Origin of the sequence: Acidovorax sp. FG27 (assembly GCF_040365715.1) — a bacterium.
Taxonomy (GTDB): domain Bacteria; phylum Pseudomonadota; class Gammaproteobacteria; order Burkholderiales; family Burkholderiaceae_C; genus Paracidovorax.
In genome coordinates this window covers 97,151-119,899 of the sequence record NZ_BAABVY010000014.1, presented here as the reverse complement: position 1 = coordinate 119,899, position 22,749 = coordinate 97,151, and the positions used below count along the sequence as shown (strand labels likewise).

General features: G+C 70.7%; 25 protein-coding genes. 8 read left to right on the top strand and 17 right to left on the bottom strand.

All coding sequences use genetic code 11. From position 1 onward, the window contains the following. Both ABWV53_RS19295 and ABWV53_RS19290 read right to left on the bottom strand, forming a co-directional pair. Positions 1-165, bottom strand: a complete 165-nt coding sequence (locus tag ABWV53_RS19295; RefSeq protein ID WP_353367758.1) for a DUF1328 domain-containing protein — start codon at positions 163-165, stop codon at positions 1-3. 235 nt (positions 166-400) lie between these two features. Beyond that, the gene (locus ABWV53_RS19290) at positions 401-1,738 is read right to left on the bottom strand and encodes a sensor histidine kinase (RefSeq protein WP_353367757.1); all 1,338 of its coding nucleotides are present in this window, start codon (positions 1,736-1,738) and stop codon (positions 401-403) included. A 141-nt stretch (positions 1,739-1,879) separates the two neighbouring features. On the opposite strand from ABWV53_RS19290, the gene ABWV53_RS19285 reads away from it, so the two are divergent. Continuing rightward, positions 1,880-2,512 carry a response regulator gene (locus ABWV53_RS19285; protein ID WP_056662412.1) on the top strand — a complete coding sequence of 211 codons (633 nt, stop codon included), beginning with the start codon at positions 1,880-1,882 and terminating at the stop codon, positions 2,510-2,512. 178 nt (positions 2,513-2,690) lie between these two features. Here the strand turns inward: ABWV53_RS19285 and ABWV53_RS19280 are convergent, their stop codons facing one another. The 4 genes from ABWV53_RS19280 to gpmA form a co-directional block, all read right to left on the bottom strand. Continuing rightward, complete coding sequence (locus tag ABWV53_RS19280; RefSeq protein WP_353367756.1) at positions 2,691-3,089, bottom strand: response regulator; 399 nt, start codon at positions 3,087-3,089, stop codon at positions 2,691-2,693. A 167-nt stretch (positions 3,090-3,256) separates the two neighbouring features. Then, on the bottom strand, positions 3,257-4,018 hold the full coding sequence (locus tag ABWV53_RS19275) for a HesA/MoeB/ThiF family protein (protein WP_353367755.1): 762 nt from the start codon (positions 4,016-4,018) through the stop codon (positions 3,257-3,259). Positions 4,019-4,118: 100 nt separating this feature from the next. After that, on the bottom strand, positions 4,119-5,555 hold the full coding sequence (locus ABWV53_RS19270) for a S41 family peptidase (protein ID WP_353367754.1): 1,437 nt from the start codon (positions 5,553-5,555) through the stop codon (positions 4,119-4,121). A 110-nt stretch (positions 5,556-5,665) separates the two neighbouring features. Continuing rightward, on the bottom strand, positions 5,666-6,409 hold the full coding sequence (gene gpmA, locus ABWV53_RS19265; protein WP_353367753.1) for a 2,3-diphosphoglycerate-dependent phosphoglycerate mutase: 744 nt from the start codon (positions 6,407-6,409) through the stop codon (positions 5,666-5,668). Positions 6,410-6,492: 83 nt separating this feature from the next. On the opposite strand from gpmA, the gene ABWV53_RS19260 reads away from it, so the two are divergent. The 4 genes from ABWV53_RS19260 to ABWV53_RS19245 all read left to right on the top strand — a co-directional run bounded on the left by ABWV53_RS19260 (position 6,493) and on the right by ABWV53_RS19245 (position 8,963). After that, positions 6,493-6,900 carry a rhodanese-like domain-containing protein gene (locus ABWV53_RS19260; protein WP_353367752.1) on the top strand — a complete coding sequence of 136 codons (408 nt, stop codon included), beginning with the start codon at positions 6,493-6,495 and terminating at the stop codon, positions 6,898-6,900. Positions 6,901-6,964: 64 nt separating this feature from the next. Then, a complete protein-coding gene (grxC, locus tag ABWV53_RS19255; protein WP_353367751.1) occupies positions 6,965-7,225 on the top strand; it encodes a glutaredoxin 3 in 261 nt (86 codons plus the stop codon). A gap of 200 nt (positions 7,226-7,425) precedes the next feature. Beyond that, positions 7,426-7,887 carry a protein-export chaperone SecB gene (gene secB / locus ABWV53_RS19250; RefSeq protein WP_056663067.1) on the top strand — a complete coding sequence of 154 codons (462 nt, stop codon included), beginning with the start codon at positions 7,426-7,428 and terminating at the stop codon, positions 7,885-7,887. 62 nt (positions 7,888-7,949) lie between these two features. Next, positions 7,950-8,963, top strand: a complete 1,014-nt coding sequence (locus ABWV53_RS19245; protein ID WP_353367750.1) for an NAD(P)H-dependent glycerol-3-phosphate dehydrogenase — start codon at positions 7,950-7,952, stop codon at positions 8,961-8,963. 258 nt (positions 8,964-9,221) lie between these two features. Here ABWV53_RS19245 and panC read toward each other — a convergent pair whose 3' ends face one another. From panC to ABWV53_RS19230, 3 genes are all read right to left on the bottom strand, one after another. After that, on the bottom strand, positions 9,222-10,079 hold the full coding sequence (panC, locus tag ABWV53_RS19240) for a pantoate--beta-alanine ligase (RefSeq protein WP_353367749.1): 858 nt from the start codon (positions 10,077-10,079) through the stop codon (positions 9,222-9,224). Between the two features lie 43 nt (positions 10,080-10,122). Further along, positions 10,123-11,016, bottom strand: a complete 894-nt coding sequence (gene panB / locus ABWV53_RS19235) for a 3-methyl-2-oxobutanoate hydroxymethyltransferase (protein WP_353367748.1) — start codon at positions 11,014-11,016, stop codon at positions 10,123-10,125. A gap of 93 nt (positions 11,017-11,109) precedes the next feature. Further along, positions 11,110-12,900 (bottom strand): diguanylate cyclase domain-containing protein, encoded by a 1,791-nt coding sequence (locus ABWV53_RS19230; RefSeq protein ID WP_353367747.1) that lies wholly within the window; start codon positions 12,898-12,900, stop codon positions 11,110-11,112. A 200-nt stretch (positions 12,901-13,100) separates the two neighbouring features. Between ABWV53_RS19230 and nadC the strand changes: the two genes are divergently transcribed. From nadC to ABWV53_RS19215, 3 genes are all read left to right on the top strand, one after another. After that, the gene (gene nadC / locus ABWV53_RS19225) at positions 13,101-13,997 is read left to right on the top strand and encodes a carboxylating nicotinate-nucleotide diphosphorylase (RefSeq protein WP_353367746.1); all 897 of its coding nucleotides are present in this window, start codon (positions 13,101-13,103) and stop codon (positions 13,995-13,997) included. Further along, a complete protein-coding gene (gene nadA, locus ABWV53_RS19220) occupies positions 13,994-15,103 on the top strand; it encodes a quinolinate synthase NadA (protein ID WP_353367745.1) in 1,110 nt (369 codons plus the stop codon). Before nadC ends, nadA begins: the two co-directional genes overlap by 4 nt. A 67-nt stretch (positions 15,104-15,170) precedes the next feature. Further along, positions 15,171-17,030 carry a chorismate-binding protein gene (locus ABWV53_RS19215; RefSeq protein ID WP_502903943.1) on the top strand — a complete coding sequence of 620 codons (1,860 nt, stop codon included), beginning with the start codon at positions 15,171-15,173 and terminating at the stop codon, positions 17,028-17,030. Here ABWV53_RS19215 and ABWV53_RS19210 read toward each other — a convergent pair. From ABWV53_RS19210 to bioA, 8 genes are all read right to left on the bottom strand, one after another. After that, on the bottom strand, positions 16,948-17,460 hold the full coding sequence (locus ABWV53_RS19210; RefSeq protein ID WP_502903941.1) for a DTW domain-containing protein: 513 nt from the start codon (positions 17,458-17,460) through the stop codon (positions 16,948-16,950). The two genes, ABWV53_RS19215 and ABWV53_RS19210, sit on opposite strands and share 83 nt — an antisense overlap. 246 nt (positions 17,461-17,706) lie before the next feature. Beyond that, positions 17,707-17,925, bottom strand: a complete 219-nt coding sequence (locus ABWV53_RS19205) for a DTW domain-containing protein (protein WP_353367743.1) — start codon at positions 17,923-17,925, stop codon at positions 17,707-17,709. Positions 17,926-18,001: 76 nt separating this feature from the next. Beyond that, entirely contained in the window at positions 18,002-18,361 is a 360-nt protein-coding gene (locus ABWV53_RS19200; protein ID WP_353367742.1) for a 5-carboxymethyl-2-hydroxymuconate Delta-isomerase, read from the bottom strand. Between the two features lie 59 nt (positions 18,362-18,420). Next, entirely contained in the window at positions 18,421-18,783 is a 363-nt protein-coding gene (locus tag ABWV53_RS19195; RefSeq protein WP_353367741.1) for a 6-pyruvoyl trahydropterin synthase family protein, read from the bottom strand. A 42-nt stretch (positions 18,784-18,825) separates the two neighbouring features. Further along, positions 18,826-19,464: a 7-carboxy-7-deazaguanine synthase gene (gene queE / locus ABWV53_RS19190; RefSeq protein ID WP_353367740.1), complete on the bottom strand. Its 639-nt coding sequence runs from the start codon at positions 19,462-19,464 to the stop codon at positions 18,826-18,828. Beyond that, positions 19,461-20,711, bottom strand: a complete 1,251-nt coding sequence (gene bioF / locus ABWV53_RS19185) for an 8-amino-7-oxononanoate synthase (protein ID WP_353367739.1) — start codon at positions 20,709-20,711, stop codon at positions 19,461-19,463. The genes queE and bioF overlap by 4 nt, the downstream gene beginning before the upstream one ends. Then, positions 20,708-21,394, bottom strand: a complete 687-nt coding sequence (gene bioD / locus ABWV53_RS19180) for a dethiobiotin synthase (RefSeq protein ID WP_353367738.1) — start codon at positions 21,392-21,394, stop codon at positions 20,708-20,710. Before bioD ends, bioF begins: the two co-directional genes overlap by 4 nt. Then, positions 21,391-22,746, bottom strand: coding sequence for an adenosylmethionine--8-amino-7-oxononanoate transaminase (gene bioA, locus ABWV53_RS19175; protein WP_353367737.1), 1,356 nt, complete (start codon positions 22,744-22,746; stop codon positions 21,391-21,393). Before bioA ends, bioD begins: the two co-directional genes overlap by 4 nt. Between the last annotated feature and the right edge of the window lie 3 nt (positions 22,747-22,749).

Genomic DNA, 22,749 nt, shown 5'->3' with positions numbered 1-22,749 from the left:
TTACCTGCGCTTCATCAGGCCCATGACGAAGGTGACGATGGCCATGATCACGAACACGAAGAAGAGGATCTTGGCGATGCCGACCGCGCCGGCAGCGATGCCGCCAAAGCCGAACAGGGCGGCGACCAGGGCGATGACCAGAAAAACGACTGCGTAGTGCAACATAACCATCTCCTGTGAACCGGCCCGGGAGCCGGTGGTTTGACTTCAGCACCCAGGTTCGCGGTGCATGGTGTCAATGTATTCAGGAGGGTGTGGCGGGAATGCCGGTGTCCTGCGCGCCCCGGTGTAGGACTGCATCCCTGGGAAATCCGGGGCCGCGAAGGCCCCAAAACACCGTGGAAAAAGGCTGCTGCGCGCACTGCCGGGCGCGGCGGCGCAGGCTTGTGCCGTGGGCTCTTCAGGCGTGCGGAAGCACCGCGGACACGAGAGTGCCTTCGCCCACGTCCGAGGTCACCGTGAGCCGGCCGCCCGCCGCTTCCACCCGGTGCCGCATGCCCATCAGGCCGTGGGAGCTGGCATTGATGGTGGACGTGTCGAAGCCGTTGCCGTCGTCGCGGATCTGTACCGACACATGGGTGGGGTAGTTGTGCACCGCCACCAGCACCTTGCGTGCGTCGGCGTAGCGGCCGATGTTGGTGAGCGACTCCTGCACCACGCGGTACACCGTCAGCTGGACCGGCTCGGGAAGATCCACCGTCTCGAGATTGACCTCGACGTCGATGCCGCTGCGCTCGGCGAATTCGCGGGTGAGGATTTCCAGCGACGCGGTCAGGCCCAGGTTGAAGAGCGAAGAGGGACGCAGGTCCTCGATGATGCGGCGCTTGAGCGCGATGCCGCTGTTGAGCGTCTCGGTGAGGTGCCGCAGCCGCTCGGCAATCTCGGGCACCTGCACATCCACGCGTGACTTGAGCCGCGCCACGTCCAGCTTGGCGGCCGTGAGCAGCGCGCCCAGCTCGTCGTGCAGCTCCCGCGCCAGATGGCCGCGCTCGTCTTCCCGCACCTGCTGCAGGTGATTCGCCAGCTCGGTCAGCGATGCGGTGCGCTCGCGCACCAGGCCTTCCAGCCGGTCGCGCTCGCGGGCCAGCACTTCCTGCTCCCGCTCGCTCACCGCCTGCAGCGTGATCGCTTGGTGCAGGTACATGTAGAAGGCCAGCAGCACGATGGCGGCGAAGGCGGCGATGCCGACGCGCGACAGCAGCAGCGAATGCAGGATGTCCTGCGTGCTGTGCGCCGTGCGCTCCGCGCTGCGGTCGATCAGCCGCGACGCCTGGGCGCGGATGGCGTCCATGTTTTCCTTGCCCACGTCGGTGGACAGCACGAACTTCCACGCGTCGTCGTTGTTCTGGCGGCGCAGCCGCAGGCTCAGGTCCAGCTCCGACATCTTGCGGGCGATCTGCCGGGACAGCTGGGCGAAGTCCGCCAGGTCGTCGGGCGAGTCGATGAACAGCGCGCGGAGCTCATCGAGGTTGCTGGTCAACGTGGTGACCGATTTCTGGTAGGGCTCCAGGTAGCGCTCGTCGCCCGTCAGCAGATAGCCGCGCAGGCCGGTCTCCGCGTCCAGCGTGTTCTGCATCAGCCTGTCAAGCGCGGCGCGGGTGGCATGGGTGCGCGTGAGCGCGCTCACCGCGTCGCGCGAGCGGGAATAGCCCACCTCGTTGATGCCCACCAGCACAGACACCGCCAGCAATGCCAACGGCAGGCTGACGGCCATCTTGCGGAAATTGGGCCAGCGCATATATAGGTTTCTCCGGACGACAGGTGAATGTTTTCTGGATAATGTCAATTGCCGCAGCCGGCTTGGTGTGGTCAGGGTGACCGGTGCCCCTGCCAGCGGCTTACGATAACGCTAAAGAGCGACCTTCTGAAAGAAAGCTTAATGATCAAGATTGGGATTGTTGATGACCATGCCATTGTCCGTTCCGGGCTGCGGCAATTTCTTTCTGAGCACGTGGACCTGCGTGTCGTGGGAGAAGCCTCCAACGGTCGCGAGGCGATTGACCTGGTGCGCGCCGAAGAGATCGACGTGCTGTTGATGGATTTGTCCATGCCTGGCCAGAGCGGGCTGGACGCACTGGCCATGCTGCGCGCCAAGGCGCCGGACATGGGCATCCTGATCCTGAGTGGCTACCCGGAAGAGCACTATGCGATCAACCTGATCCGCCAGGGCGCGAGCGGCTACCTCAACAAGGAATGCGATCCCAAGGAGATCGTCGAGGCGATCCGCACGATCTCGCTCGGCCGCCGCTACCTCACCCCGGCCGTGGCCGACCTGCTGGCGCAGCAGCTCAACCGCAAGGACGATGCGCCCCCGCACGAACAGCTGTCGGAACGCGAGTTCCAGGTGTTCCTGAAGCTCGCCAAGGGCGAGACGGCGGGCGACATCGCCAAGTCGCTCTCGCTGAGCGTCAAGACGGTGAGCACCTACCGCACCCGGCTCATGGAGAAGATGGCGCTGTCGTCCAACAGCGACCTGACCTACTACGCCCTGAAGAACAAGCTGATCGATTGATTCCCAGGAATCGATGGGTGGGGGTCGGCCGGCGCCAGGTGCTGGCCGCTCACCCCACGGGGCCGGGCGTGCAAAGCACGGCACCCAGGCAAAAAGCCGGTGGAGACACCGGCTTTTTGCGTAAGGGGGTGGAGGCTGCGGTGGCGGAACGCCCGCACCGGGCCAGAGGGAAGAACGATCAGCCGTGCATGCGGGAGGTGGCGCCGTTGGTGCTGTGCTGGATGCAGTAGTCCACCAGCGCGTCGATCTCGTTGGACTTGTCGAAGACGGCATCGACACCGAGCTGCGCGCAGCGCATACGCACATCGGGCGTGGCGTAGTTGCTCAGCACCACCATCTTCTGGCCCGCCGTGCGGTTCCTGCAGGCGGCCAGCACGCCAAGGCCGCTGCCCTGGCGCAAGAACAGATCGACGATGGCGAGATCCCAGTGGGCGGGGTGGGAGGTCAGCCACTCCTTGCCATCGTCTTCCGTCTCGGCCATGCCCACGGCCTCGACCTGCGCCAGCTCCTCCAGGGTGCCGATCAGATTCTCACGAATCGTGGCGTTGTCTTCGACGATGTAGGTGCGCAATTTCACTGAAGATTCCTGTCCGGGTCGCGGGGTGATGTGACCACCGCCCGACTGTAGTCGCCCTGGGCGCGCTGGTTTGCCAGCAGTGGCAGGGTAGGCGAGTAGGAGCTTTCCTACCAGCGTGCTGCCGTCCATAGCCGCGCTCGGGCGCCGTGCCGGTGCCCGGAGCGGGCTCAGGCGCTGGGAGCGGGCGCCCCGCAGACCGGGCAGGCCGGATCGCGCGCGGTGCGCATGCGGGTCCATTCCATAGCGCGGCCGTCCAGCATCAGCAACTGGCCTGCAAGAGACGTGCCCACGCCGGCGATGAGCTTGAGCGCCTCCGCCGCCTGCACGCTGCCGATAATGCCGACCATGGGCGCGAACACGCCCATCGTCGCGCACTGCACCTCTTCGAACGTGGCCTGCGGCGGGAACAGGCAGGCGTAGCAGGGGGCCTGCGCCACGGCCGGATCGACCACCGTCAACTGCCCGTCGAAGCGGATCGCGGCGCCGGCCACCAGCGGCTTGCGGTGGTGCACGCAGGCGGCATTGACCGCCTGGCGGGTGCGGTAGTTGTCGCTGCAGTCGAGCACCACGGTGGCCTCGGCCACCAGCGCCTCCAGGCGTGGCCCGTCCACCCGTTCGCGCAGGGCGCGCACCTGCACCCCGGGGTTGATAGCGCGCAGCGCCAGGGCGGCGGATTCCACCTTCGGCATGCCCACACGGTCGGTGGTGTGGGCGATCTGGCGCTGCAGGTTGGTGAGGTCGACGACATCGTCGTCCACCAGCGTCAGGGTGCCCACGCCCGCGGAGGCGAGGAACATCGCCGCCGGCGAGCCCAGCCCGCCCGCGCCGATGACGAGGGCGTGCGCGGCGAGGATGCGCTCCTGCCCCTCGATGCCGATCTCGTCGAGCATGATGTGGCGGGAATAGCGCAGGAGTTGGTCGTCGTTCATGGGAGAGGGTGCACCGCCTTGGCCGGCCTGGAAACGACAAGGGCCGGGTCCCTTGCAGGCCCGGCCCTGGCGAAGGCCCCGTGGGCCCGCCGTGGCGTCGTCAGTTTTCCTTTTTCTCTTCCTTGCGCTCGGTCTGCGTCTTGCTGGCCAGCACCGTCTTGCCCTTGAGCTGGTTCAGCGCCTGGGCGAGCTGGAAGTCCTGGTCGGAGCCGAACTCGGGCATCTTGCGCTCGGCCACGTGCTTCTTCGTTTCCTCTTCCAGGCGCTTGCGGGCTTCCTCGCGGGCCTTTTCGCGGGCCACGTCCTTGACCTCTTCGCCCTGGCCGCTGCCCAGGTGCTTCTCGAGGTCGGCCTCGCGCATGCGCAGCGACGCGAACAGGTCGCCCTCGGCCGTCTCGTCCACCATCACGTCGGGCACGATGCCCTTGGCCTGGATGGACTTGCCGCTCGGGGTGTAGTAGCGGGCCGTGGTCAGCTTGATGCCGGTGTCGGGACCGAGGGGGCGCACGGTCTGCACCGAGCCCTTGCCGAAGGTCTGGCTGCCCATGATGGTGGCGCGCTTGTGGTCCTGCAGGGCGCCGGCGACGATCTCGCTGGCCGACGCCGAGCCTTCGTTGACCAGCACCACGACCGGCACGGTCTTGATGGCGGCGGGCAGGCGGCGCAGCGGGTCGCCGCTGCCACGGCGCTGGTAGAACTCGGGCGCGGCCTTGAAGGTCGCCTTGCTCTCGGCCAGCTGGCCGTTGGTGGAAACCACCGTCACGTTCTCGGGCAGGAAGGCGGCCGACACGGCCACGGCCGCATCGAGCAGGCCGCCCGGGTCGTTGCGCAGGTCGAGCACCAGGCCCTTCAGGTTGGGCTCCTGCTTGTAGACCTCTTCGAGCTTGCGCACGAAGTCGTCCACGGTGCGTTCCTGGAACTGCGACAGGCGCACCCAGGCATAGCCCGGCTCCACCACCTTGCCCTTGACGGACTGGGTCTTGATCTCTTCGCGGGTGATGGTCACGGGGAAGGTGCGGCTCTCGTCCTTGCGCAGGATGGTCAGCGTGACCTGCGTGTTGGGCTCGCCGCGCATCTTCTTGACGGCATCGTTCAGGGCCAGGCCCTTCACCGCCGTTTCGTCGATCTTGGTGATGAGGTCGTTGGTCTTGATGCCGGCGCGGAAGGCGGGGGAGCCTTCGATGGGCGACACCACCTTGATGAGGCCGTCGTCCTGCGTGATCTCGATGCCCACGCCCACGAAGCGGCCCGAGGTGCCCTCGCGGAATTCCTTGAACGACTTCTTGTCGAAGTACTGCGAATGCGGATCGAGGCTGGAGACCATGCCGGAGATGGCATCGGTGATCAGCTTCTTGTCATCCACCGGCTCCACGTAGTCGGTCTTGACCAGGCCGAAAACGGCGGACAGCTGCTGGATCTCCTCCAGCGGCAGGGGGGTCATGGCGCCGCGCGCCACGGTTTGCAGCGACACCGTGGTCAGTGCGCCCGCGACGACACCCACCGTAATCCAGCCCGTAATCTTGAGTTTCTGGCCCATGGAACACCTTTACCACTTCATTCAATATACACATCTTGGAAGGGCCGGGCCCCGCTCGGTTCCCCGAGGGGGCGTACTGGCGTGCGCCATCGCGCGGCTTTACCTCGGCTTTACGCCTTGCCTTGCGACGCCACGGCTGCGGCGGCCTTCGCCACCGCGTCTGCATCACCCAGATAGTAGTGGCGCAGGGGCTTCAGGTCGGCATCCAGCTCGTATACCAGTGGAATGCCGTTGGGAATGTTGAGGCCCACGATCTCGTCGTCGCCGATGTCGTCCAGGTACTTCACCAGCGCGCGGATCGAGTTGCCGTGCGCGGCGACCACCACGCGGCGGCCGGAGCGGATGGCCGGCGCCATGGTCTCGTTCCAGAAAGGCAGCACCCGCGCGACGGTGTCCTTCAGGCATTCGGTGAGCGGAATCTGCTCGGGCGACAGGCCAGCGTAGCGGATGTCGCCGCGTTCGCTGCGCGGGTCGCCGGCTTCCAGCGCCGGCGGCGGCGTGTCGTAGCTGCGGCGCCAGATCAGCACCTGCTCGTCGCCGTACTGCTTGGCCGTTTCCGCCTTGTTCAGGCCCTGCAGGGCGCCGTAGTGGCGCTCGTTCAGGCGCCAGCTGTGCTGCACGGGCAACCAGGTGCGGTCCATCTCGTCCAGGGTGTGCCAGAGCGTGCGGGTGGCGCGCTTGAGCACGCTGGTGTAGGCCAGGTCGAAGTCGTAGCCCTCGGCCTTGAGCAGACGGCCGGCGTTCTTCGCCTGTTCCACGCCGGTGTCGGTCAGGTCCACGTCGGTCCAGCCGGTGAAGCGGTTCTCCAGATTCCAGGTGGATTCGCCGTGGCGTATCAGGACGAGCTTGTACATGTTTCCCTCGGGGAGTCGGGTTTCAAAACCCGCCATTCTAGAATTGCACGCTTTGCTTCCCTTTGCATCTTCTGAGGATCGACGTGAATTTCATCATCGACAACTGGTATCTGTTCTTCATTGCGATCGCCTCGGGCGGGATGTTGCTGGTGCCCCTGGCGCGCGGCGCCGCTAGCGGCTCGCTGTCGCCGGCCGGCGCGGTGCAGCTCATCAACCGTGAAAAGGCCGTGGTCATCGACGTGAGCGAGCCGGACGAGTTCGCCGCCGGCCACATCGGCGGCGCGAAGAACATTCCCCTGGCGCAGCTCGAGGAGCGCCTGCCCCAGGTCGTGAAGAACAAGGCGCTGCCGCTGGTGCTGGTCTGTGCCAAGGGCACGCGGGCGCAGCGTGCCGTGGGCGTGGCCAAGAAGCTGGGGTACGACAACACCCAGGCGCTGGCCGGCGGGCTGAAAGGCTGGCGCGACGCGGCCATGCCGGTTGAAAAAGCCTGAGCCGGCTCCAGTTGCGGGGAAACAGCCATTCCCTGCCCACCTTCGCATTCACCGAAAGGCCGCCATGCAAACCGTGAAGATGTACACCACCGCCGTCTGCCCCTATTGCATCCGGGCCAAGCAGATCCTGAAGTCCAAGGGTGTCGAGCACATCGAGGAGATCCGCATTGACACGGACACGGCGGCGCGCACGCAGATGATGGAGATCACCGGCCGCCGCACCGTGCCGCAGATCTTCATCGGCGAGACCCACGTGGGCGGGCACGACGATCTGGTGGCGCTGGACGGACGGGGCGGCCTCATGCCGCTGCTGAACGCGGCTTGATTCACGCCAGGGCGGCATAATGCGGCCCGACTGCCCGCTGGGGTTCGCGCCCCGGCGGGCTTTGTTTTGCCGATTCCCCTGTTCGGGGGTTGGCGAGCGATGAACGACGATTCATCGATCGACTGGATGACTGGCTCATTGGCTGATCGAGCGATGGATGGATCGATGGACCGACCGATTCAATGAAAGAAACCGAGACCATGGCTACCGAAGAAGCAACCCCCGTGTTCCAGATCCAGCGCGTCTACCTGAAGGACGCCTCGCTGGAGCAACCGAACTCGCCCGCCATCCTGCTCGAGCAGCAGCAGCCCAGCGTCGACATCCAGCTCGGCGTGGAAGCCACGCCCGTGGCCGAAGGCATCTTCGAAGTGGCCGTGACGGCCACCGTGCAGACCAAGATCCAGGACAAGACCGTGTTCCTGGTCGAAGCCAAGCAGGCCGGCATCTTCGAGATCCGTAACCTGCCCGAAGACCAGATGGGCCCGATCATGGGCATCGCCTGCCCGCAGATCGTCTACCCCTACCTGCGCGGCAACGTGGCCGACCTGATCACCCGCGCCGGCTTCCCGCCCGTGCACCTGGCCGAAATCAACTTCCAGGCCATGTACGAGCAGCAGCAGGCCCAGGCCGCGGGTGAACCCTCGTCCATCCTGACGCAGTAAGCGTCCCTCGCGTTGGAGGTCTTTTTTAGCCTCCAGCGCTTGCCATTCAAGCGCTGATAGCTATGAAAATAATAGTGATTGGCGCGGGTGCCTGGGGTACGGCGATGGCCATGAGCGCCGCCGCCCACCCTGCCGGGCATGCCGTCACGCTCTGGGCCCGCGATGCCGCACAGGCCGCCGCCATGGCGGACGCACGCGAGAACGCGCGGTATCTGCCCGGCCTTCCCTTTCCCGCCTCCCTCACGGTCACTGCCGGCGATCCGCTCGCGCTCGCCCGCCGCGCCGACCTGGTGATCGTCGCCACGCCCATGGCCGCTCTGCGCCCGACCCTGCACGCCCTGCAGGGTGTGGCCGCGCCCGTCGCCTGGCTGTGCAAGGGGTTCGAGGCCAGCTCGTCAGGCGGCAGCGCCTCCGCCGGCCTGATGGCGCACGAGGTCTGCGCCCAGGTCGCGCCGGCGCTGCTGTCCGGCGCGCTCAGCGGCCCCAGCTTCGCGCAGGAGGTGGCGCGCTCCCAACCGACGGCCCTGGTGGCCGCCAGCCAGCATGCGGCCGTGCGCGACGTACTCGTGGAGGCCTTCCATAGCCCCAGCCTGCGCGTCTATGCCAACGACGACATCGTCGGCGTGGAGGTGGGCGGGGCGGTGAAGAACGTGCTTGCCATCGCCACCGGGCTGTGCGACGGGCTGGAACTGGGGCTGAACGCCCGCGCCGCCCTGGTCACGCGCGGCTTGGCCGAGATGACGCGGCTGGGCGTCGCGCTGGGCGCCCGCACCGATACGTTCATGGGGCTGTCGGGCCTCGGCGACCTGGTGCTGACGGCGACCGGCGATCTGTCGCGCAACCGCCGCGTGGGCCATTTGCTCGCGCAAGGGCGCACGCTCGATGAAGTCGTCGCTTCATTGGGCCATGTGGCCGAAGGCGTCTACAGCGCCCGCACCGTGGCGCAGCGCGCAGCGGCACTCGGGGTCGACATGCCGATCACGCAGGCCGTGGTCGCCCTGCTGGACGCAAAAATGCGGCCTGCCGAAGCGGTGGCCGCATTGATGGGAAGAGATCCGGCCGTCGAGCAGCCTTGAGATTTCTCTCCGGATGAGCTGTGCCGTGTTCAGAGCACGCCGAACAGCATGAGCAGCAGCACGACGGACAGTGGGACACCGAGAAGCCAGGCGATGATGGGCATGAGTTACTCCTGATTGAGTGGTTGAGGGATGACTCAACGTTATCGATCCCTCCTGCCCCGGACTGTGCGACGCGGTGCGGGGGTGCTGTAGGCGCGGGCCTATGCGCCCCGTGGGTCGCGCCACCGCCGAGCAGCCCTCCGCGTGCACCTACCTTCAGAACTCCAGGTTGTCGATCAGCCGCGTGCTGCCCAGCCGCGCCGCGCCCAGCGCCACCAGCGGGCCCTCCAGCGCGGCCGCATCGCCCGGCGCCTGCAGGTCGGCGCGCCGGCGCACGGTGAGGTAGTCGGGCTGCCAGCCAAGGTCGCCCAGGTCCTTCAGCGCCCGGGCTTCCAGCGCGGGCAGCGGGTCGGCGCCGGCCGCCCGCACGGCCTGCGCGAGCTGCCCCAGGGCCTGCGACAGCTGCACGGCGCGCTGCCGGTCTTCGGCGCTGAGGTAGCCATTGCGCGAACTCAGGGCCAGGCCGTCGTCCGCGCGGGCCGTGTCGCCCGCCACCACGCCGATGGGCAGGGCGAACTGCTGGACCATGCGCCGGATCACCATGAGCTGCTGGTAGTCCTTCTTGCCGAACACCGCCGTGCCGCCGCCCGCGCCGCTGCCGAAGAACACGGCCGAGAACAGCTTCATCACCACCGTGCACACGCCGGTGAAGAAGCCGGGCCGGAAATGTCCTTCCAGCAGGTCGGCCAGCGCCGGGTCGGGCGCCACCTTGAAGGTCTGCGGCTCGGGGTACAGGTCGGCCTCGCGCGGGGCGAACAGCACGTCGCAGCCGGCGGCCGTCAGCTGCGCGCAGTCGCTGTCCCAGGTGCGCGGATAGCTGTCGAAGTCTTCGTGCGGCAAGAACTGCAGCCGGTTCACGAAGATGCTCGCCACGGTCACGTCGCCCAGCGGCATGGCCTGGCGCACCAGCGCGATGTGGCCGGCGTGCAGGTTGCCCATGGTCGGCACGAAGGCGGGGCGGCCGCGCCCGGCCAGGGCGGCGCGCAGCTCGGGAATGGTGTGGGCGATGATCATGTCGGAGCGCGGGAGAAGGAACGGGGAAGGAAAGGGGCGGCCATCACCAGGCGTGCAGGGCGTCGTCCGGAAAGCGCCCCTGCTTGACCGCCTGCACGTAGGCCTCGATGGCGCCGCGCACGCTGCCCGCCTGGGCCATGAAGTCGTGCACGAACTTCGGGTTCTTGCCCAGGTTCACGCCCAGCATGTCGTGCAGCACCAGCACCTGGCCGGCCGTGCCGCTGCCCGCGCCGATGCCGATGGTGTGGCAGTGCGGCAGCGCCTCGGTCACCTCGCGGGCCAACAGGGCGGGCACCATCTCCAGCACCAGCATGGCGGCGCCGGCGTCCTGCAGCTCGGTGGCCTGGCTGCGCAGTGCGCGGGCCGCCTCGTCGCTGCGGCCCTGCACGCGGTAGCCGCCCAGGGCGTGCACCGTCTGCGGCGTCAGGCCCAGGTGGGCGCAGACCGGCACGCCGCGCTCGACCAAAAAGCGCACGATGGGCGCCGTCCAGCCGCCGCCCTCGAGCTTGACCATGTGCGCGCCCGCCTGCATCAGCGCGCAGGCGCTGCGCATGGCCTGCTCGGGGCCTTCCGAATAGCTGCCGTAGGGCAGGTCGGCGATCAGCCAGGCCGTGCCCTGCACGCGGTGCAGGCCGCGCGCCACGCTGGCCGTGTGGTAGGCCATGGTGTCGAGCGACACGCCCACGGTGCTGGGCAGGCCCTGGCAGACCATGCCGAGCGAGTCGCCCACCAGGATGCATTCCACGCCGGCGGCATCGGCCACGGCGGCGAAGGTGGCGTCGTAGGCCGTCAGCATGGCGATCTTCTCGCCGGCCTCGCGCATCTGCGCCAGGCGCGGCAGGCTGACGGGGCGCCGCTGCGGCAGCGGCGAGGCGGGCGGCAGCGTGCCGTAGGGCGTGGCGGTGGCGGCGGCAGGCGTGGGCGAAGGCGTGGTCATGCAGGCGTTCCTCGGTGCGCGAATGAGCCGCGAGTCTATGCGAGCCGTGCGTGGCCGGGCAGCGGCACCCCTGCGGCCCGCCGCCCATCGTCGTCAGCCCGGGTCGCCGGCGGCCGGGGCACCGCGCTCGCCGTATCGGCGCAGCCGGTGCTTGCCGGCCTGCTTGCCCTGGTACATCGCCTGGTCGGCCTGGGCGACCAGCGCGTCGGCCGTCGCGGCGTCCAGCGGCGCGAGCGCATACCCCACGGTCAGGCCCACGCGCAAGCGGTGCCGGGGCAGCGCGAAGGGCGCGTCGAAGGCCCGCACCAGGGCGTCGCCCAGCGCCCGGGCGTGCTCGGGCCGCTCCAGGCCGCTGGCCAGCACGATGAATTCGTCGCCACCCAGGCGCGCCACGCGGTGCGATGGCCCCGCCACCTCGCCCAGGCGCCGGGCCACGGCCACCAGCAGCTCGTCGCCCACGTCGTGGCCCCGGCGGTCGTTCACGGCCTTGAAGCCGTCCAGGTCCATCAGGTAGACAGCCACCAGGCGGTGGGGAGCGCACTGCGGCAGCGCCGCCTGCAGGTCCAGCAGCAGGCTGCGCCGGTTGGGCAGGCCGGTGAGCGCGTCGGTGTGCGCCAGCGACCGCATGGTGTCGCGCTCCACCAGTGCGGCATGCGTGGCCAGGCGCAGCGCCTGCGAGCGCAGCCCCAGCACGCGCAGGAAGATCAGCATGTCCAGCGTGGCGCCGAACTGGAAGGAATGCAGCGTCCAGAAGTTGGCCGGCACCCAGCCCTGCACCAGGCAGGCCAGCGTGAGCGCAGCGGCGCCGTAGACCGTCCAGCCCACCAGCAGCACGCCGCCCACCGCGTCGCCCTGCCGCATGCGGCGGAACGCGCGCGGCAGGCTGGCCAGCGTGGGGACCATGCCGAAGAGGCTCATGAGCGCAGTGGCGAACCGCACGCTGAGCAGCCCCAGCACGTGGGCGAGGGCGGCGGCGGCCATCAGCGCGGCGCCCGCCCGCATGGCGCGGGCGTAGCGGCCGTGCGGGTCGTCCGGCGCGAGGATGTGGCCCAGGAAGAGGAACGAACCTACCAGCGCCACCAGCCCGGCGAGGATGGCGAAATGCATCTCCATCCACGCATTGCCGGGCCAGACGAACTGCGCCCCGATGCCGAAGAACTGCAGCGAAAACCCTGCGCTGCCCATCACCACCAGGGCGTAGTAGGCAAAGAGCTTCTCGCGCAGGCCGATCCACTGCAGCAGGCTGTAGAGCACCAGGCACAGCGCCAGCCCGTTGAGCAGGCCCTGCAGCATCTGCTCGCGCAGCGCCAGCCGGGCCTGCACGGGCAGCTCGCCCACCGTGATGGGCAGGATCAGCGGGCCGGCGGTGCGCACCCGCACCAGCAGGTCGTGGCGCCCTGCGCCCGCCAGGGCCAGGCGCAGGGCCGGCGTGCGGCTGGCGCGCGACTGCAGGGTCTGCGGCCGCAGGTAGCCCATCGCGGCATGCTGCAGCACCCGGCCGTCCTGCAGCAGGTAGATGTCCACCTCCTGCAGCGAGCTGTAGCCGATCGACAGCACCCAGGCCTCGGCCGGCGGCTGCTCCACGGTCACGGGCAGGTGCAGCCAGACGGCCTCCCGGCGCACGCCGAGCGAGCCGCCCCGGTGCGGCGGCGGCTGGAAGGCGTCCCGGCGCGCCCACACCTCCTCGGCGGTCAGCGTGAGCGAGGCGTCGCCCAGAAGCCCCATCCACGGCCAGGCGTCGAGTGGCTCGGCACTGGCGCGCAGCGGCATCGGGGGTGCGACCGGCGCCGCCGGTGCGGCCAGCGCGCCCAGGCAGGCCGCCAGCAGGGCCAGGGCCAGGCCCAGTTGCCGCCAGCGGCGGGCGATGCCGTGCAGCCGCTTCACGCGCCGGGCCGGTGCGGCGCACGGCTGCCCCCTGGCCCCGGGCGGGCGGGCGGCATCGGGCGGGGAGGACGAAGCGGGCAGGCACTCACGGCGGGCGAGTGTAGAAGATCGCGGCCGCCGGGCCCGTCGCTGCCTGGACGCAGCGCCCACGGAACGCACCGGGCCCTGCGGCGCCCGCATTGCCGCTATGCTCGCCGCCCATGACGAATCCGATCCAGCCAGCCACCGGCGCCGCCGCCGCCAGCGCCGACGTGCAAGCCACCGCCCAGGCCGACGTGGCCCGTGCCCTCGCCGAAGACGTGGGCGCGGGCGACCTCACCGCCGCCCTGATCGACCCCGCCCGGCGCGTGCGCGCCCGCGTGCTGGCCCGCGAGGAGGCCGTGATCTGCGGCGCGCCCTGGGCCGAGGCCGCCCTGCGCGCGCTCGACCCGGGCGTGCGCCTGGCCTGGCAGGTGGCCGAGGGCCAGCGCTGCGCGGCCGACCAGGTGGTGCTGGAGATCGAGGGCCAGGCGCGGGCGCTGCTGAGCGCCGAGCGCACGGCGCTCAACTTCCTGCAGCTGCTCTCGGCCGTGGCCACCAAGACGCGGCGCTACGTGGACGCCGTGGCCGGCACCCGCGCCCAGATCGTCGATACGCGCAAGACCGTGCCGGGCCTGCGCATGGCGCAGAAATACGCCGTGCGAATGGGCGGGGGCACCAACCACCGCATCGGCCTGCACGACGCCGTGCTCATCAAGGAAAACCACATCGCCGCCGCCGGCGGCGTCACGGCCGTGCTGCGGGCCGCGCAGGCCGCTGCCGCTGGCGCGAAGTTCATCGAGATCGAATGCGAGACCCTGGCGCAGCTCGATGAAGCCCTGCAGGCCGGCGCCCGCATGGTGCTGCTGGACAACATGCCGCTTGCCCTGCTGAACGAGGCCGTGCGGCTGAACGCCGCGCACCCGGCCGGCCCGGCGGTGCTGGAGATTTCCGGCGGCGTGACGCTGGAGGGACTGCGCGCGCTGGCCGAGACCGGCGTGGACCGCATCTCCATCGGCACGCTGACCAAGGACGTGAAGGCCATCGATTTTTCGATGCGCGTGCAGGAGCTGGCATGACCACCGTGATCGACGTCGAATACGAGCAGCCCGCAGGCGCCGCCGCCTGTTCCACCCGCCATGCCTGGGCGCGCGTGCCGCCCGAGCCCTCCCTGCCCGAGCGCGCCGCGCTGAAGGACCGCATCCGCCGCCTGCTCAAGGAGCGCAACGCGGTGATGGTGTCGCACTACTACGTGCACCCGGACCTGCAGGACCTGGCCGAGGACACCGGCGGGCTGGTCAGCGATTCGCTGGAGATGGCGCGCTTCGGCCGCGACCATCCGGCGCAGACGCTGGTGGTCTCCGGCGTGCGCTTCATGGGCGAGACGGCCAAGATCCTGTCGCCCGAGAAGACCGTGCTCATGCCCGACCTGGACGCCACCTGCTCGCTCGACCTGGGGTGCCCCATCGACGCCTTCAGCGCCTTCTGCGACCAGCACCCGGACCGCACCGTGGTCGTCTATGCCAACACCAGCGCGGCCGTGAAGGCGCGGGCCGACTGGCTGGTCACCTCCAGCTGCGCGCTGGAGATCGTCGGCGCGCTGCACGCCGCCGGCCACAAGATCCTCTGGGCGCCCGACCGGCACCTGGGCGGCTACATCCAGCAGCAGACCGGCGCCGACATGCTGTTCTGGAACGGCGCCTGCATCGTGCACGACGAGTTCAAGGCACAGGAGCTGCTGGACCTCAAGCGCCGGCACCCGGCCGCCAAGGTGCTGGTGCACCCCGAAAGCCCGGCCGACGTGGTGGCCCTGGCCGACGCGGTGGGCTCCACCAGCGCCATCCTGAAGGCCGCCCGCGAGCTGGATGCGAGCGAATTCATCGTCGCCACCGACAGCGGCATGCTGCACAAGCTGCGCACGCTCAACCCGGGCAAGACCTTCCACGAAGCGCCCACCGCCGGCAACAGTGCCACCTGCAAGAGCTGCGCGCACTGCCCCTGGATGGCGATGAACGGCCTGGCCGACGTGGCGCGGGTGCTGGAGACCGGCGCCAACGCGGTGCAGGTGAGCCCGGATTTGATCCCCCGCGCCCGCCAGCCCATCGACCGCATGCTGGCCTTCACCGCCGCGCGGAAAAGCGGGCAGCCGGCCGGCGCGCTGGTGCCGCACATCGGTGCCGCCTGACCGATTGCTATGAAAATGGTAGCTGGATGCGCTTGATGGACAAGCGCTGGAGCCTGATTTGACCGTGATGGCGCTGCTGGACTTCGCCGACCCGCGGGCGCCGGCCGGAGCGCCCCGCCTGCGCCACGCCTTCACCGCCCCGCCGCGTGCCACGCTGGTGGCGCAGACCCTGGCCGACGTGCCCGCCGTGGTGCGCCAGGTCGATGCCGCGGCACGCGCCGGCGCCTGGTGCGTCGGCGGGCTGTGCTACGAGGCGGCGGCCGCATTCGACGCCGCGCTGCGCACCCACCCGGCGCCAGCCGGCCAGCCGCTGGCCTGGTTCGCCGTGTTCGATGCGCCCACGCCCTGGCCGGCCGAGGCGCCCCCGGTGGCGCACGAACCCACCGTGCACTGGCCTGCCGGGCCGGACCGCGCCAGCTTCGATGCCGCGCTCGCCGCCCTCCACCGGGGCATCGCGGCGGGCGAGTACTACCAGGTCAACTACACCGGCGTGCTGGCGGGCCGCGTGCAGCCGGCGGCCGGGGTGGATGCCGTCGGCACCGCCCATGCGCTCTTCGCCGCGCTGCAGCGCGCCCAGCCGGGCGGCTATGCGCTCTGCCTGGACATGGGTGGCGAGCAGGTGTTGTCGGTCTCGCCCGAGCTGTTCTTCGACTGGCAGGACGGGGGCGAGGACGCAGGGAAGGGCGCGGGCGGTGCCCTGCTCGCCCGCCCCATGAAGGGCACGGCCCCGCGTGGGGCCACGCCGGCCGAGGACGCGGCCCGCGTCGCCGCCCTGCGCGCCAGCCCCAAGGAGCGGGCCGAGAACGTCATGATCGTGGACCTGCTGCGCAACGACCTGTCGCGCATCGCCACGCCGCACAGCGTGCGCGTGCCGGCCCTCTTCGCCACCCAGGCCCTGCCCGCCGTGTGGCAGATGACGTCCGACGTCGAGGCGCGCACGCCCGCCGGCACCACGCTGGAGCGGGTGTTCGCCGCGCTCTTTCCCTGCGGCTCGATCACCGGGGCGCCCAAGGTGCGCGCCATGCAGGCCATCCACGCGCTGGAGCCCGGCCCCCGCGGCTGGTATTGCGGCGCGCTGGGCGTGGTGCGGCCGCGTCCGGGCGGCGGGCTGGCCGCCACCTTCAACGTGCCCATCCGCACGGTGGAGCTGCGCGGAACCGAAGCCCGCTGCGGCATCGGCAGCGGCATCACCCACGATGCGCAGGCCGACGCCGAATGGCAGGAATGGCACCACAAGCGCGCCTTCCTCGTGCGCGCCAGCGAGCCCTTTGACATCCTGGAGACGCTGGCGCTGGTCGATGGCGCCTTCCGCCACCGCGCCGACCACCTGGCGCGCATGGCCGCCTCCGCCGCGCACTTCAACGTGCCATGGGCACCGGAGCGCATCGACGCCTGCCTGCGGGCCCTGGCCGGCGCCCACCCGCAAGGCGCCTGGCGCGTGCGCCTGCTGCTGCGCGCTGATGGCACGCCGCGCGCCGAGGCCTTCGCCCTGGCCGCGCCCGCCCCGGGCGCGGTGCGGCTCGCGCTGGCCGACCGGCCGTTCGCCGACGCGCACGGCGAATTCGTGCGCCACAAGACCACGCGGCGGACGCACTACGCGGCCTTCGCTCCCGCGCCCGGCTCGGGCGTGTTCGATACGCTGCTCTACAACCCGGCGGGCGAGATCACCGAAACTACCTTCGGCAACATCGCCGCGCAGCTGCCGGACGGCCGCTGGATCACGCCGCCGCTCGCCTGCGGCCTGCTGCCCGGCGTGGGCCGGGCCGTCGCCCTGCGCGAGGGGCGGTTGACCGAGGCCGTGCTGCGCCTGCAGGACCTGCCGCAGGTGCGCGCCTGGGCCTTCGTCAACAGTCTGCGGGGCTGGCTGCCGGCGGAACTGGGCCCTGCTGACGCCCCGCCTCCCGCTGCGCCACCTGCCGCGCCATGAAGGCCGCGAACGCCGCCCGCACCGGCGCGTAGCGGTCGCAGTGGCCGCCTTCCAGCTGGGCCAGCGCGGCGCAGGTGGCTTCCAGGGTCGACAGCTGGTGCGGCGCATGGGCCCGGCGCAGGCCGCCGTAGCCCGACGCGGGCAGGCCGGGCGCCAGCGGCAGCCGGGGCAGCGCCTGCAGCAGCGGGTTGGCGTAGAGCATCTTGCGGCTCTTGCGCCAGGTGCCGTCCAGCACGACCAGGCGCAGCGCGGCGGCGTCGCCGGCCAGCCATTCGGGTGGCAGTGGAGGGGGCGCCAGCAACGGCAGGGCGGGGTCGGGCGGCGAGGGCGGGTAGAGCAGCACCGTGTGCGGGCCCGCGCCAGCCGGGGCGCCTGACCACGGGTCGGTCAGCCAGGCCCGCAGGGCGTGGGGGTCGAACGCCTCGCCCACTTCCAGCCGGCTGCGCGGCAGGCACAGGTGAAGCAGGCGGGCCGTGCCCTCAGAACGTGTTGACGATCTCGCAGGGGATCGCGTTGGAGCGCAATCGGGATGAGTGGATGCTCCGGATGCGCCGCATGGACTCATGTCCATGCAAGCAGCCGGGGCGTCCAATCGCCCGATTTCGCTCCAACCCGAAGGGCAGCGGTGTGGGCGGGCGGTCTGCGGCGTTGCGGCGCTTGTGAATAGCCACGCTATTCACTGCGCACCGCGCCTTGCAGCCCACCCGCCCACACCGCTGCGCGACCCCTGGGAGATCGTCAACACGTTCTTAGCATGGTGCACCTCCAGCGGGTGCTGCAGGATCAGCACCTCGGCCCGGTGGGCGACCGGCGCGGCCAGATCGCAGAGGCAGCCCGCGCGGGGCCGCAGGCAGGCCGGGCAGCGCGGGCGGCCGGGCGCGTCGGCTGGGTTCAATTTGCTATGAAAATAATAGCTGTATGCGCTGGATCCATGAGCGCTGGAGCCTGATTTGGCTCTGATCCTGGGTGGGTCAGAGCCGTTCCTTCACATACGAGGGGCGGTCCATGTCCACCATCTCCACGCTCAACTGCACCATCACGCCCTCGGGGCGGGGCGTCAGGCGGCGCAGCACGTCGGCGATGCGGCCCGTCAGGTCCTTCTTGGCCTCGGGCGTGCGGCCGGAGAGCAGGCGCAGCTGGGCGTGGACGAAGGCGCGGCCAGCCGGCGCGCTGCCGATCTCGAAGCTGCCGGTGCGCACGAAGCGGGTCTTGAGATCGGCCTCGTCCAGGATCTCGGGGCTGGCGGTGACGGCGGCGTTCAGCGCCGTGAGCGCTTCGGCCTCAGGAAAGCCGGGCAGGTTGGCGCTGTATTCGATGGTCAGGTGGGGCATGGTGGACTCGGGAAGAAAGGAAAAGGCAAGCAACGAAAGAGGGAGGCGGCGGCCGCTCGTCAAAGATCGAGCACGCAACCGTCGCCCACGCCTTCGCGCCACACGCGCACGCGGCTGGCGGCCGGGCGCAGGTCGGCCAGGGCGTTGGCGATGAAGACGCAGAGGTTTTCCAGCGTGGCCGGCCCCAGGCCCGGTACTTCGTCGAGCAGGTGGTGGTCGAGCTGTTCGCGCAGCGCCTGGCAGCGCGCCCGCAGATGGCCCAGGTCGATCACCATGCCGGTGTGCGGATCGCGCGGGCCGGTGACCGAAACCTCGGCATGGTAGGTGTGGCCGTGGATGCGGCGGCTGCCGGCAGCCTCCACCTCGCGCTGCAGGGTGTGGGCAGCGTCGAAGAAGAAGCGTTGGTGGACGGTGAATGGCATGGGCGGGTGACCAGGGGACCGGAAGGAAACTGGGGGAGCGGGCTATTGGATACCCGTGAGCTTGTGGGTCTGCAGGCTCAGGCGCCACGCCGGGCGCTCCATGCAGGCAGCGATGCACAGGGCGGTGTGGGCGGCCTGGTCAGGTCCGTCCATCGGCTGCAGGAAGCGGTGGGTGAACCGGGTGTGCGTCTCCAGCGCCTCCAGGTCATAGACGGGCTGCGGCCAGACCAGCTTGAGTTCCTGGCCCTCACGCTGGACCCACTTCGAACCGGACTTGGGGCTGATGCAGAGCCAGTCGATGCCCGGCGGTGCCGGCACGGTGCCGTTGCTTTCCACGGCGATGCGGAAGTGCCGCGCATGCAGCGCGTCGATCAGCGGGGCATCGACCTGCAGCAGCGGCTCGCCGCCGGTCAGCACCACCAGGCGGTGCGCCGCGTCGTGCACGGGCCATTGCGCGGCGATCAGGTCGGCCAGTGCGTCGGCGCTGTCGTACTTGCCGCCCAGCGTGCCGTCGGTGCCGACGAAGTCGGTGTCGCAGAACTGGCAGATGGCCTGGGCGCGGTCCTGCTCGCGGCCCGTCCAGAGGTTGCAGCCGGCGAAGCGGCAGAACACCGCGGGCATGCCGGCCTGGCCGCCTTCGCCCTGCAGCGTGTAGAAGATTTCCTTGACGCCGTAGGTCATGCAAAGGCTTTCGGTGCGTGGGTGTGGGTGGCGGGCGCGAGCTCGGCCAGCGCGCCGATGAGCCGGTCGATGTCGGCGGGCGTGTGCGCGGCGGAGAGGGCGATGCGCAGCCGGGCCGTGCCTTCGGGCACAGTGGGCGGGCGGATGGCCGGCACCCAGATGCCGCGCTCGCGCAGTCCTTCCATTACGGCCAGGGCTTCGGCGTTGGCGCCGATCAGCAGCGGCTGGATGGCGGTGCGCGAGGCGCCCAGGCGCCAGTGCGTGCCGCGCAGCACGCGGGCCAGGCCCTCCTGCAGCTGGGCGATGCGCTCCTGCAGCCGGGCGCGCAGCGCGCCGCCGCGCTCGATCTGGTCCAGCCCGGCCTGCATGGCGCGGGCCAGCAGGGCCGGGGCGGCGGTGGCGAAGATGTAGCTGCGGGTCTTCTGCAGCAGCCATTCGATCAGCACCTCGCTGCCGGCGACGAAGCCGCCCGCGCCGCCGGCCGCCTTGCCGAGCGACGCCATGTAGAGCACGCGCGGCGATGCCTGGCGGCCGGCCAGGCCCGCTTCGGCCAGCACGCCGCGCCCCTGCGGCCCGAGGATGCCGAAGCCGTGCGAGTCGTCCAGCAGCAGCAGGGCGTCGAACCGCTCGCACAGCGCCAGCAGCGCCGCCACGTCGGCCACGTCGCCGTCCATGCTGAACACCGCATCGGTCACCACGAGCTTGCGGCGGGCGGTGCTGGCGGCCAGCAGGCCTTCCAGCGCGGCCAGGTCGGCATGGGCAAAGCGATGCACGTCGGCCCGCGACAGGCGTGCGCCGTCGATCAGGCAGGCATGGTTGAGCGCGTCGGAGAAGACGGCGTCGCCCGCGCCGATGAGCGCCGGCACGATGCCGGCGTTGGTGGCGTAGCCGGAATAGAAGTAGAGCGCGCGCGGCAGCTGGGTGAAGTGGGCCAGGTCGGCCTCCAGCGCCGCATTGGCCGCGCTGTGGCCGCTGACCAGGGGCGATGCGCCCGAGCCCACGCCGTATTCGCGCACCGCGTCGCAGGCGGCCAGGGCCAGCGCGGTGTGGCCGGCCAGGCCCAGGTAGTCGTTGCTGCAGAAGGCCAGCATGGGCTGGCCGTCCACATCCAGGTGCGCGCCGCCTAGCGGGCGCACGGCGCGGCGCTGGCGGCGCAGGTGGGCGGCGTCGAGCGCGGCGATGCGCTCGGGCAATTCGTCCAGCCAGGAGCGGCGGGCCTGCTCCGGGATCGGCGAGCGGGAGTTCATGGTCTCGTCCATTCGGTGGGCAATCGGTAGTGCGCGGCCATGGCGCGGGCATCCGGCACGGCCTGGTGGGGCAGGTCGGCCAGCAGGGGCGCGTCCAGGTGCCGGGCGAGCCAGTCGATGTTGTCCTCGGGCGCCAGCATGTGCGGGTCGATGCGGCTCGCCACCCAGCCGGCGAGCACGAGGCCGCGCGCGCGGATGGATTCGGCCGTCAGCGCCGCATGGCTCAGGCAGCCCAGCCGCAGCCCCACCACCAGCACCACGGGCAGGCCCAGGGCCTGTGCCAGGTCGGCGCCGGTGGCGGTGGCCGACAGCGGCACGTGCCAGCCGCCTGCGCCTTCCACCACCACCGCGTCCGCCCGCTCCGCCAGCTGGCGGAAGGCCTGCGCGATGGCGGCGATGTCGATGGCCGTGCCCGCACGCTGCGCCGCAATGTGCGGCGAGAGCGGGTCGGGCAGCAGCACCGGGTTGTCCAGCGCCGGTGGCACGGCAATGGTGGAGGCAGCGCGCAGCGCCACCGCGTCTTCATTCGTGAGCACGCCGCCGATGGGCTCGGCCCCCGCCGCGACGGGCTTCATGCCCACCACGCGGGCGTGGTGGCGGGCCAGCGTATGCAGCAGCGCGGCGCTGGCGAGGCTCTTGCCCACGCCGGTGTCGGTGCCGGTGACGAAACAGGCGAAGGTCATGGCAGCGCGCCTTCCAGCGATGCGGGTGCGGCGGCGTCTTCCTCCTCGGCCAGCGTGGCATCGAGCGCGGCCAGCGCCTGCGTGGCCAGGTGCCGCACCTCGGCCTCGCCCAGGACATAGGGCGGCATGGCGTAGAGCGTCTTGCCGATGGGCCGCAGCAGCAGGCCGCGCGCCATGGCGTGGCGGTGGTAGCGGCGGGCGAAGTCAGGCAGGGCGGTGTGCACGTCCCACGCCCAGATCATGCCCAGCCGGCGCGCATGGCGCACCCGCGGGTGGGCGGCAAGCGGCGCGCAGGCCGCGTCGATGGCGGCGGCCAGGCCCGCGTTGGCGGCCAGTGCGCCGGTCTCGTCGAACAGGTCGAGCGTGGCCAGCGCGGCGCGGCAGGCCAGCGGGTTGCCGGTGTAGGAATGCGAGTGCAGGAAGCCCCGGGCCACGTCGTCGTCGTAGAAGGCCGCGTAGACGGCGTCGGTGGTCAGCACCGCCGACAGCGGCAGCGTGCCGCCGGTCAGGCCCTTGGAGAGGCAGATGAAGTCGGGCCGGATGCCGGCCTGCTGGTGCGCGAACATCGTGCCGGTGCGGCCGAAGCCCACGGCGATCTCGTCGGCCACCAGGTGAACTTCGTAGCGGTCGCACAGGGCGCGCACCCGGCGCAGGTAGTCGGCGTCGTGCATCGCCATGCCGGCGGCGCACTGCACCAGCGGCTCCAGGATCAGCGCGGCGGTGCCGGTGTGGTGCTCGGCCAGCCAGTCGCCCAGCGCGTCGGCGGCGCGGCGGGCCACGTCCTGCGCGCTCTCGCCGGGGCGGGCGCCGCGCGCATCGGGGCTGGGCACCACGTCGCCCAGGCGCACCAGCGGGGCGTAGGCCTCGCGAAAGAGCGGGATGTCGGTGACGGCGAGCGCGCCCACGGTTTCGCCGTGGTAGCCGCCGGCCAGGCCGACGAAGCGGCACTTCTCCGGCCGGCCGTGGTTGCGCCAGTAGTGGGCGCTCATCTTCAGCGCGATCTCGGTGGCGGCGGCGCCGTCGCTGCCGTAGAAGGCGTGGCCCAGGCCGGTGAGCGCGGCCAGGCGTTCGGACAGCTCCACCACCGGCGCGTGGGTGAAGCCCGCGAGCATCACGTGGTCCAGCCGCGCCAGCTGGTCGGCCAGCGCCGCCTGGATGCGCGGGTGGCCGTGGCCGAACAGGTTGACCCACCAGGAGCTGATGCCGTCCAGGTAGCGCCGGCCATCGGCGCCGTACAGCCAGGGCCCCTGCGCCCGGGCGATGGCCACGGGCGGCTCGGCTTCATGGCGCTTCATCTGCGTGCAGGGGTGCCAGACGCTGGCGAGGCTGCGGGCGGCGAGGGTGTCGGTCATGGA

Coding starts and splice junctions, on each gene's coding strand:
- gpmA (WP_353367753.1), bottom strand. CDS start 6,409: ATGTACAAGCTCGTCCTGATACGCCACGGCGAATCCACCTGGAATCTG.
- panB (WP_353367748.1), bottom strand. CDS start 11,016: ATGACCACGCCTTCGCCCACGCCTGCCGCCGCCACCGCCACGCCCTAC.
- bioD (WP_353367738.1), bottom strand. CDS start 21,394: ATGACCTTCGCCTGTTTCGTCACCGGCACCGACACCGGCGTGGGCAAG.
- panC (WP_353367749.1), bottom strand. CDS start 10,079: ATGATCATCGCCCACACCATTCCCGAGCTGCGCGCCGCCCTGGCCGGG.
- ABWV53_RS19295 (WP_353367758.1), bottom strand. CDS start 165: ATGTTGCACTACGCAGTCGTTTTTCTGGTCATCGCCCTGGTCGCCGCC.
- ABWV53_RS19200 (WP_353367742.1), bottom strand. CDS start 18,361: ATGCCCCACCTGACCATCGAATACAGCGCCAACCTGCCCGGCTTTCCT.
- ABWV53_RS19285 (WP_056662412.1), top strand. CDS start 1,880: ATGATCAAGATTGGGATTGTTGATGACCATGCCATTGTCCGTTCCGGG.
- ABWV53_RS19290 (WP_353367757.1), bottom strand. CDS start 1,738: ATGCGCTGGCCCAATTTCCGCAAGATGGCCGTCAGCCTGCCGTTGGCA.
- secB (WP_056663067.1), top strand. CDS start 7,426: ATGGCTACCGAAGAAGCAACCCCCGTGTTCCAGATCCAGCGCGTCTAC.
- nadA (WP_353367745.1), top strand. CDS start 13,994: ATGACCACCGTGATCGACGTCGAATACGAGCAGCCCGCAGGCGCCGCC.
- nadC (WP_353367746.1), top strand. CDS start 13,101: ATGACGAATCCGATCCAGCCAGCCACCGGCGCCGCCGCCGCCAGCGCC.
- ABWV53_RS19275 (WP_353367755.1), bottom strand. CDS start 4,018: ATGAACGACGACCAACTCCTGCGCTATTCCCGCCACATCATGCTCGAC.
- ABWV53_RS19195 (WP_353367741.1), bottom strand. CDS start 18,783: ATGCCATTCACCGTCCACCAACGCTTCTTCTTCGACGCTGCCCACACC.
- bioA (WP_353367737.1), bottom strand. CDS start 22,746: ATGACCGACACCCTCGCCGCCCGCAGCCTCGCCAGCGTCTGGCACCCC.
- ABWV53_RS19245 (WP_353367750.1), top strand. CDS start 7,950: ATGAAAATAATAGTGATTGGCGCGGGTGCCTGGGGTACGGCGATGGCC.
- bioF (WP_353367739.1), bottom strand. CDS start 20,711: ATGAACTCCCGCTCGCCGATCCCGGAGCAGGCCCGCCGCTCCTGGCTG.
- ABWV53_RS19215 (WP_502903943.1), top strand. CDS start 15,171: ATGGCGCTGCTGGACTTCGCCGACCCGCGGGCGCCGGCCGGAGCGCCC.
- ABWV53_RS19270 (WP_353367754.1), bottom strand. CDS start 5,555: ATGGGCCAGAAACTCAAGATTACGGGCTGGATTACGGTGGGTGTCGTC.
- grxC (WP_353367751.1), top strand. CDS start 6,965: ATGCAAACCGTGAAGATGTACACCACCGCCGTCTGCCCCTATTGCATC.
- queE (WP_353367740.1), bottom strand. CDS start 19,464: ATGACCTACGGCGTCAAGGAAATCTTCTACACGCTGCAGGGCGAAGGC.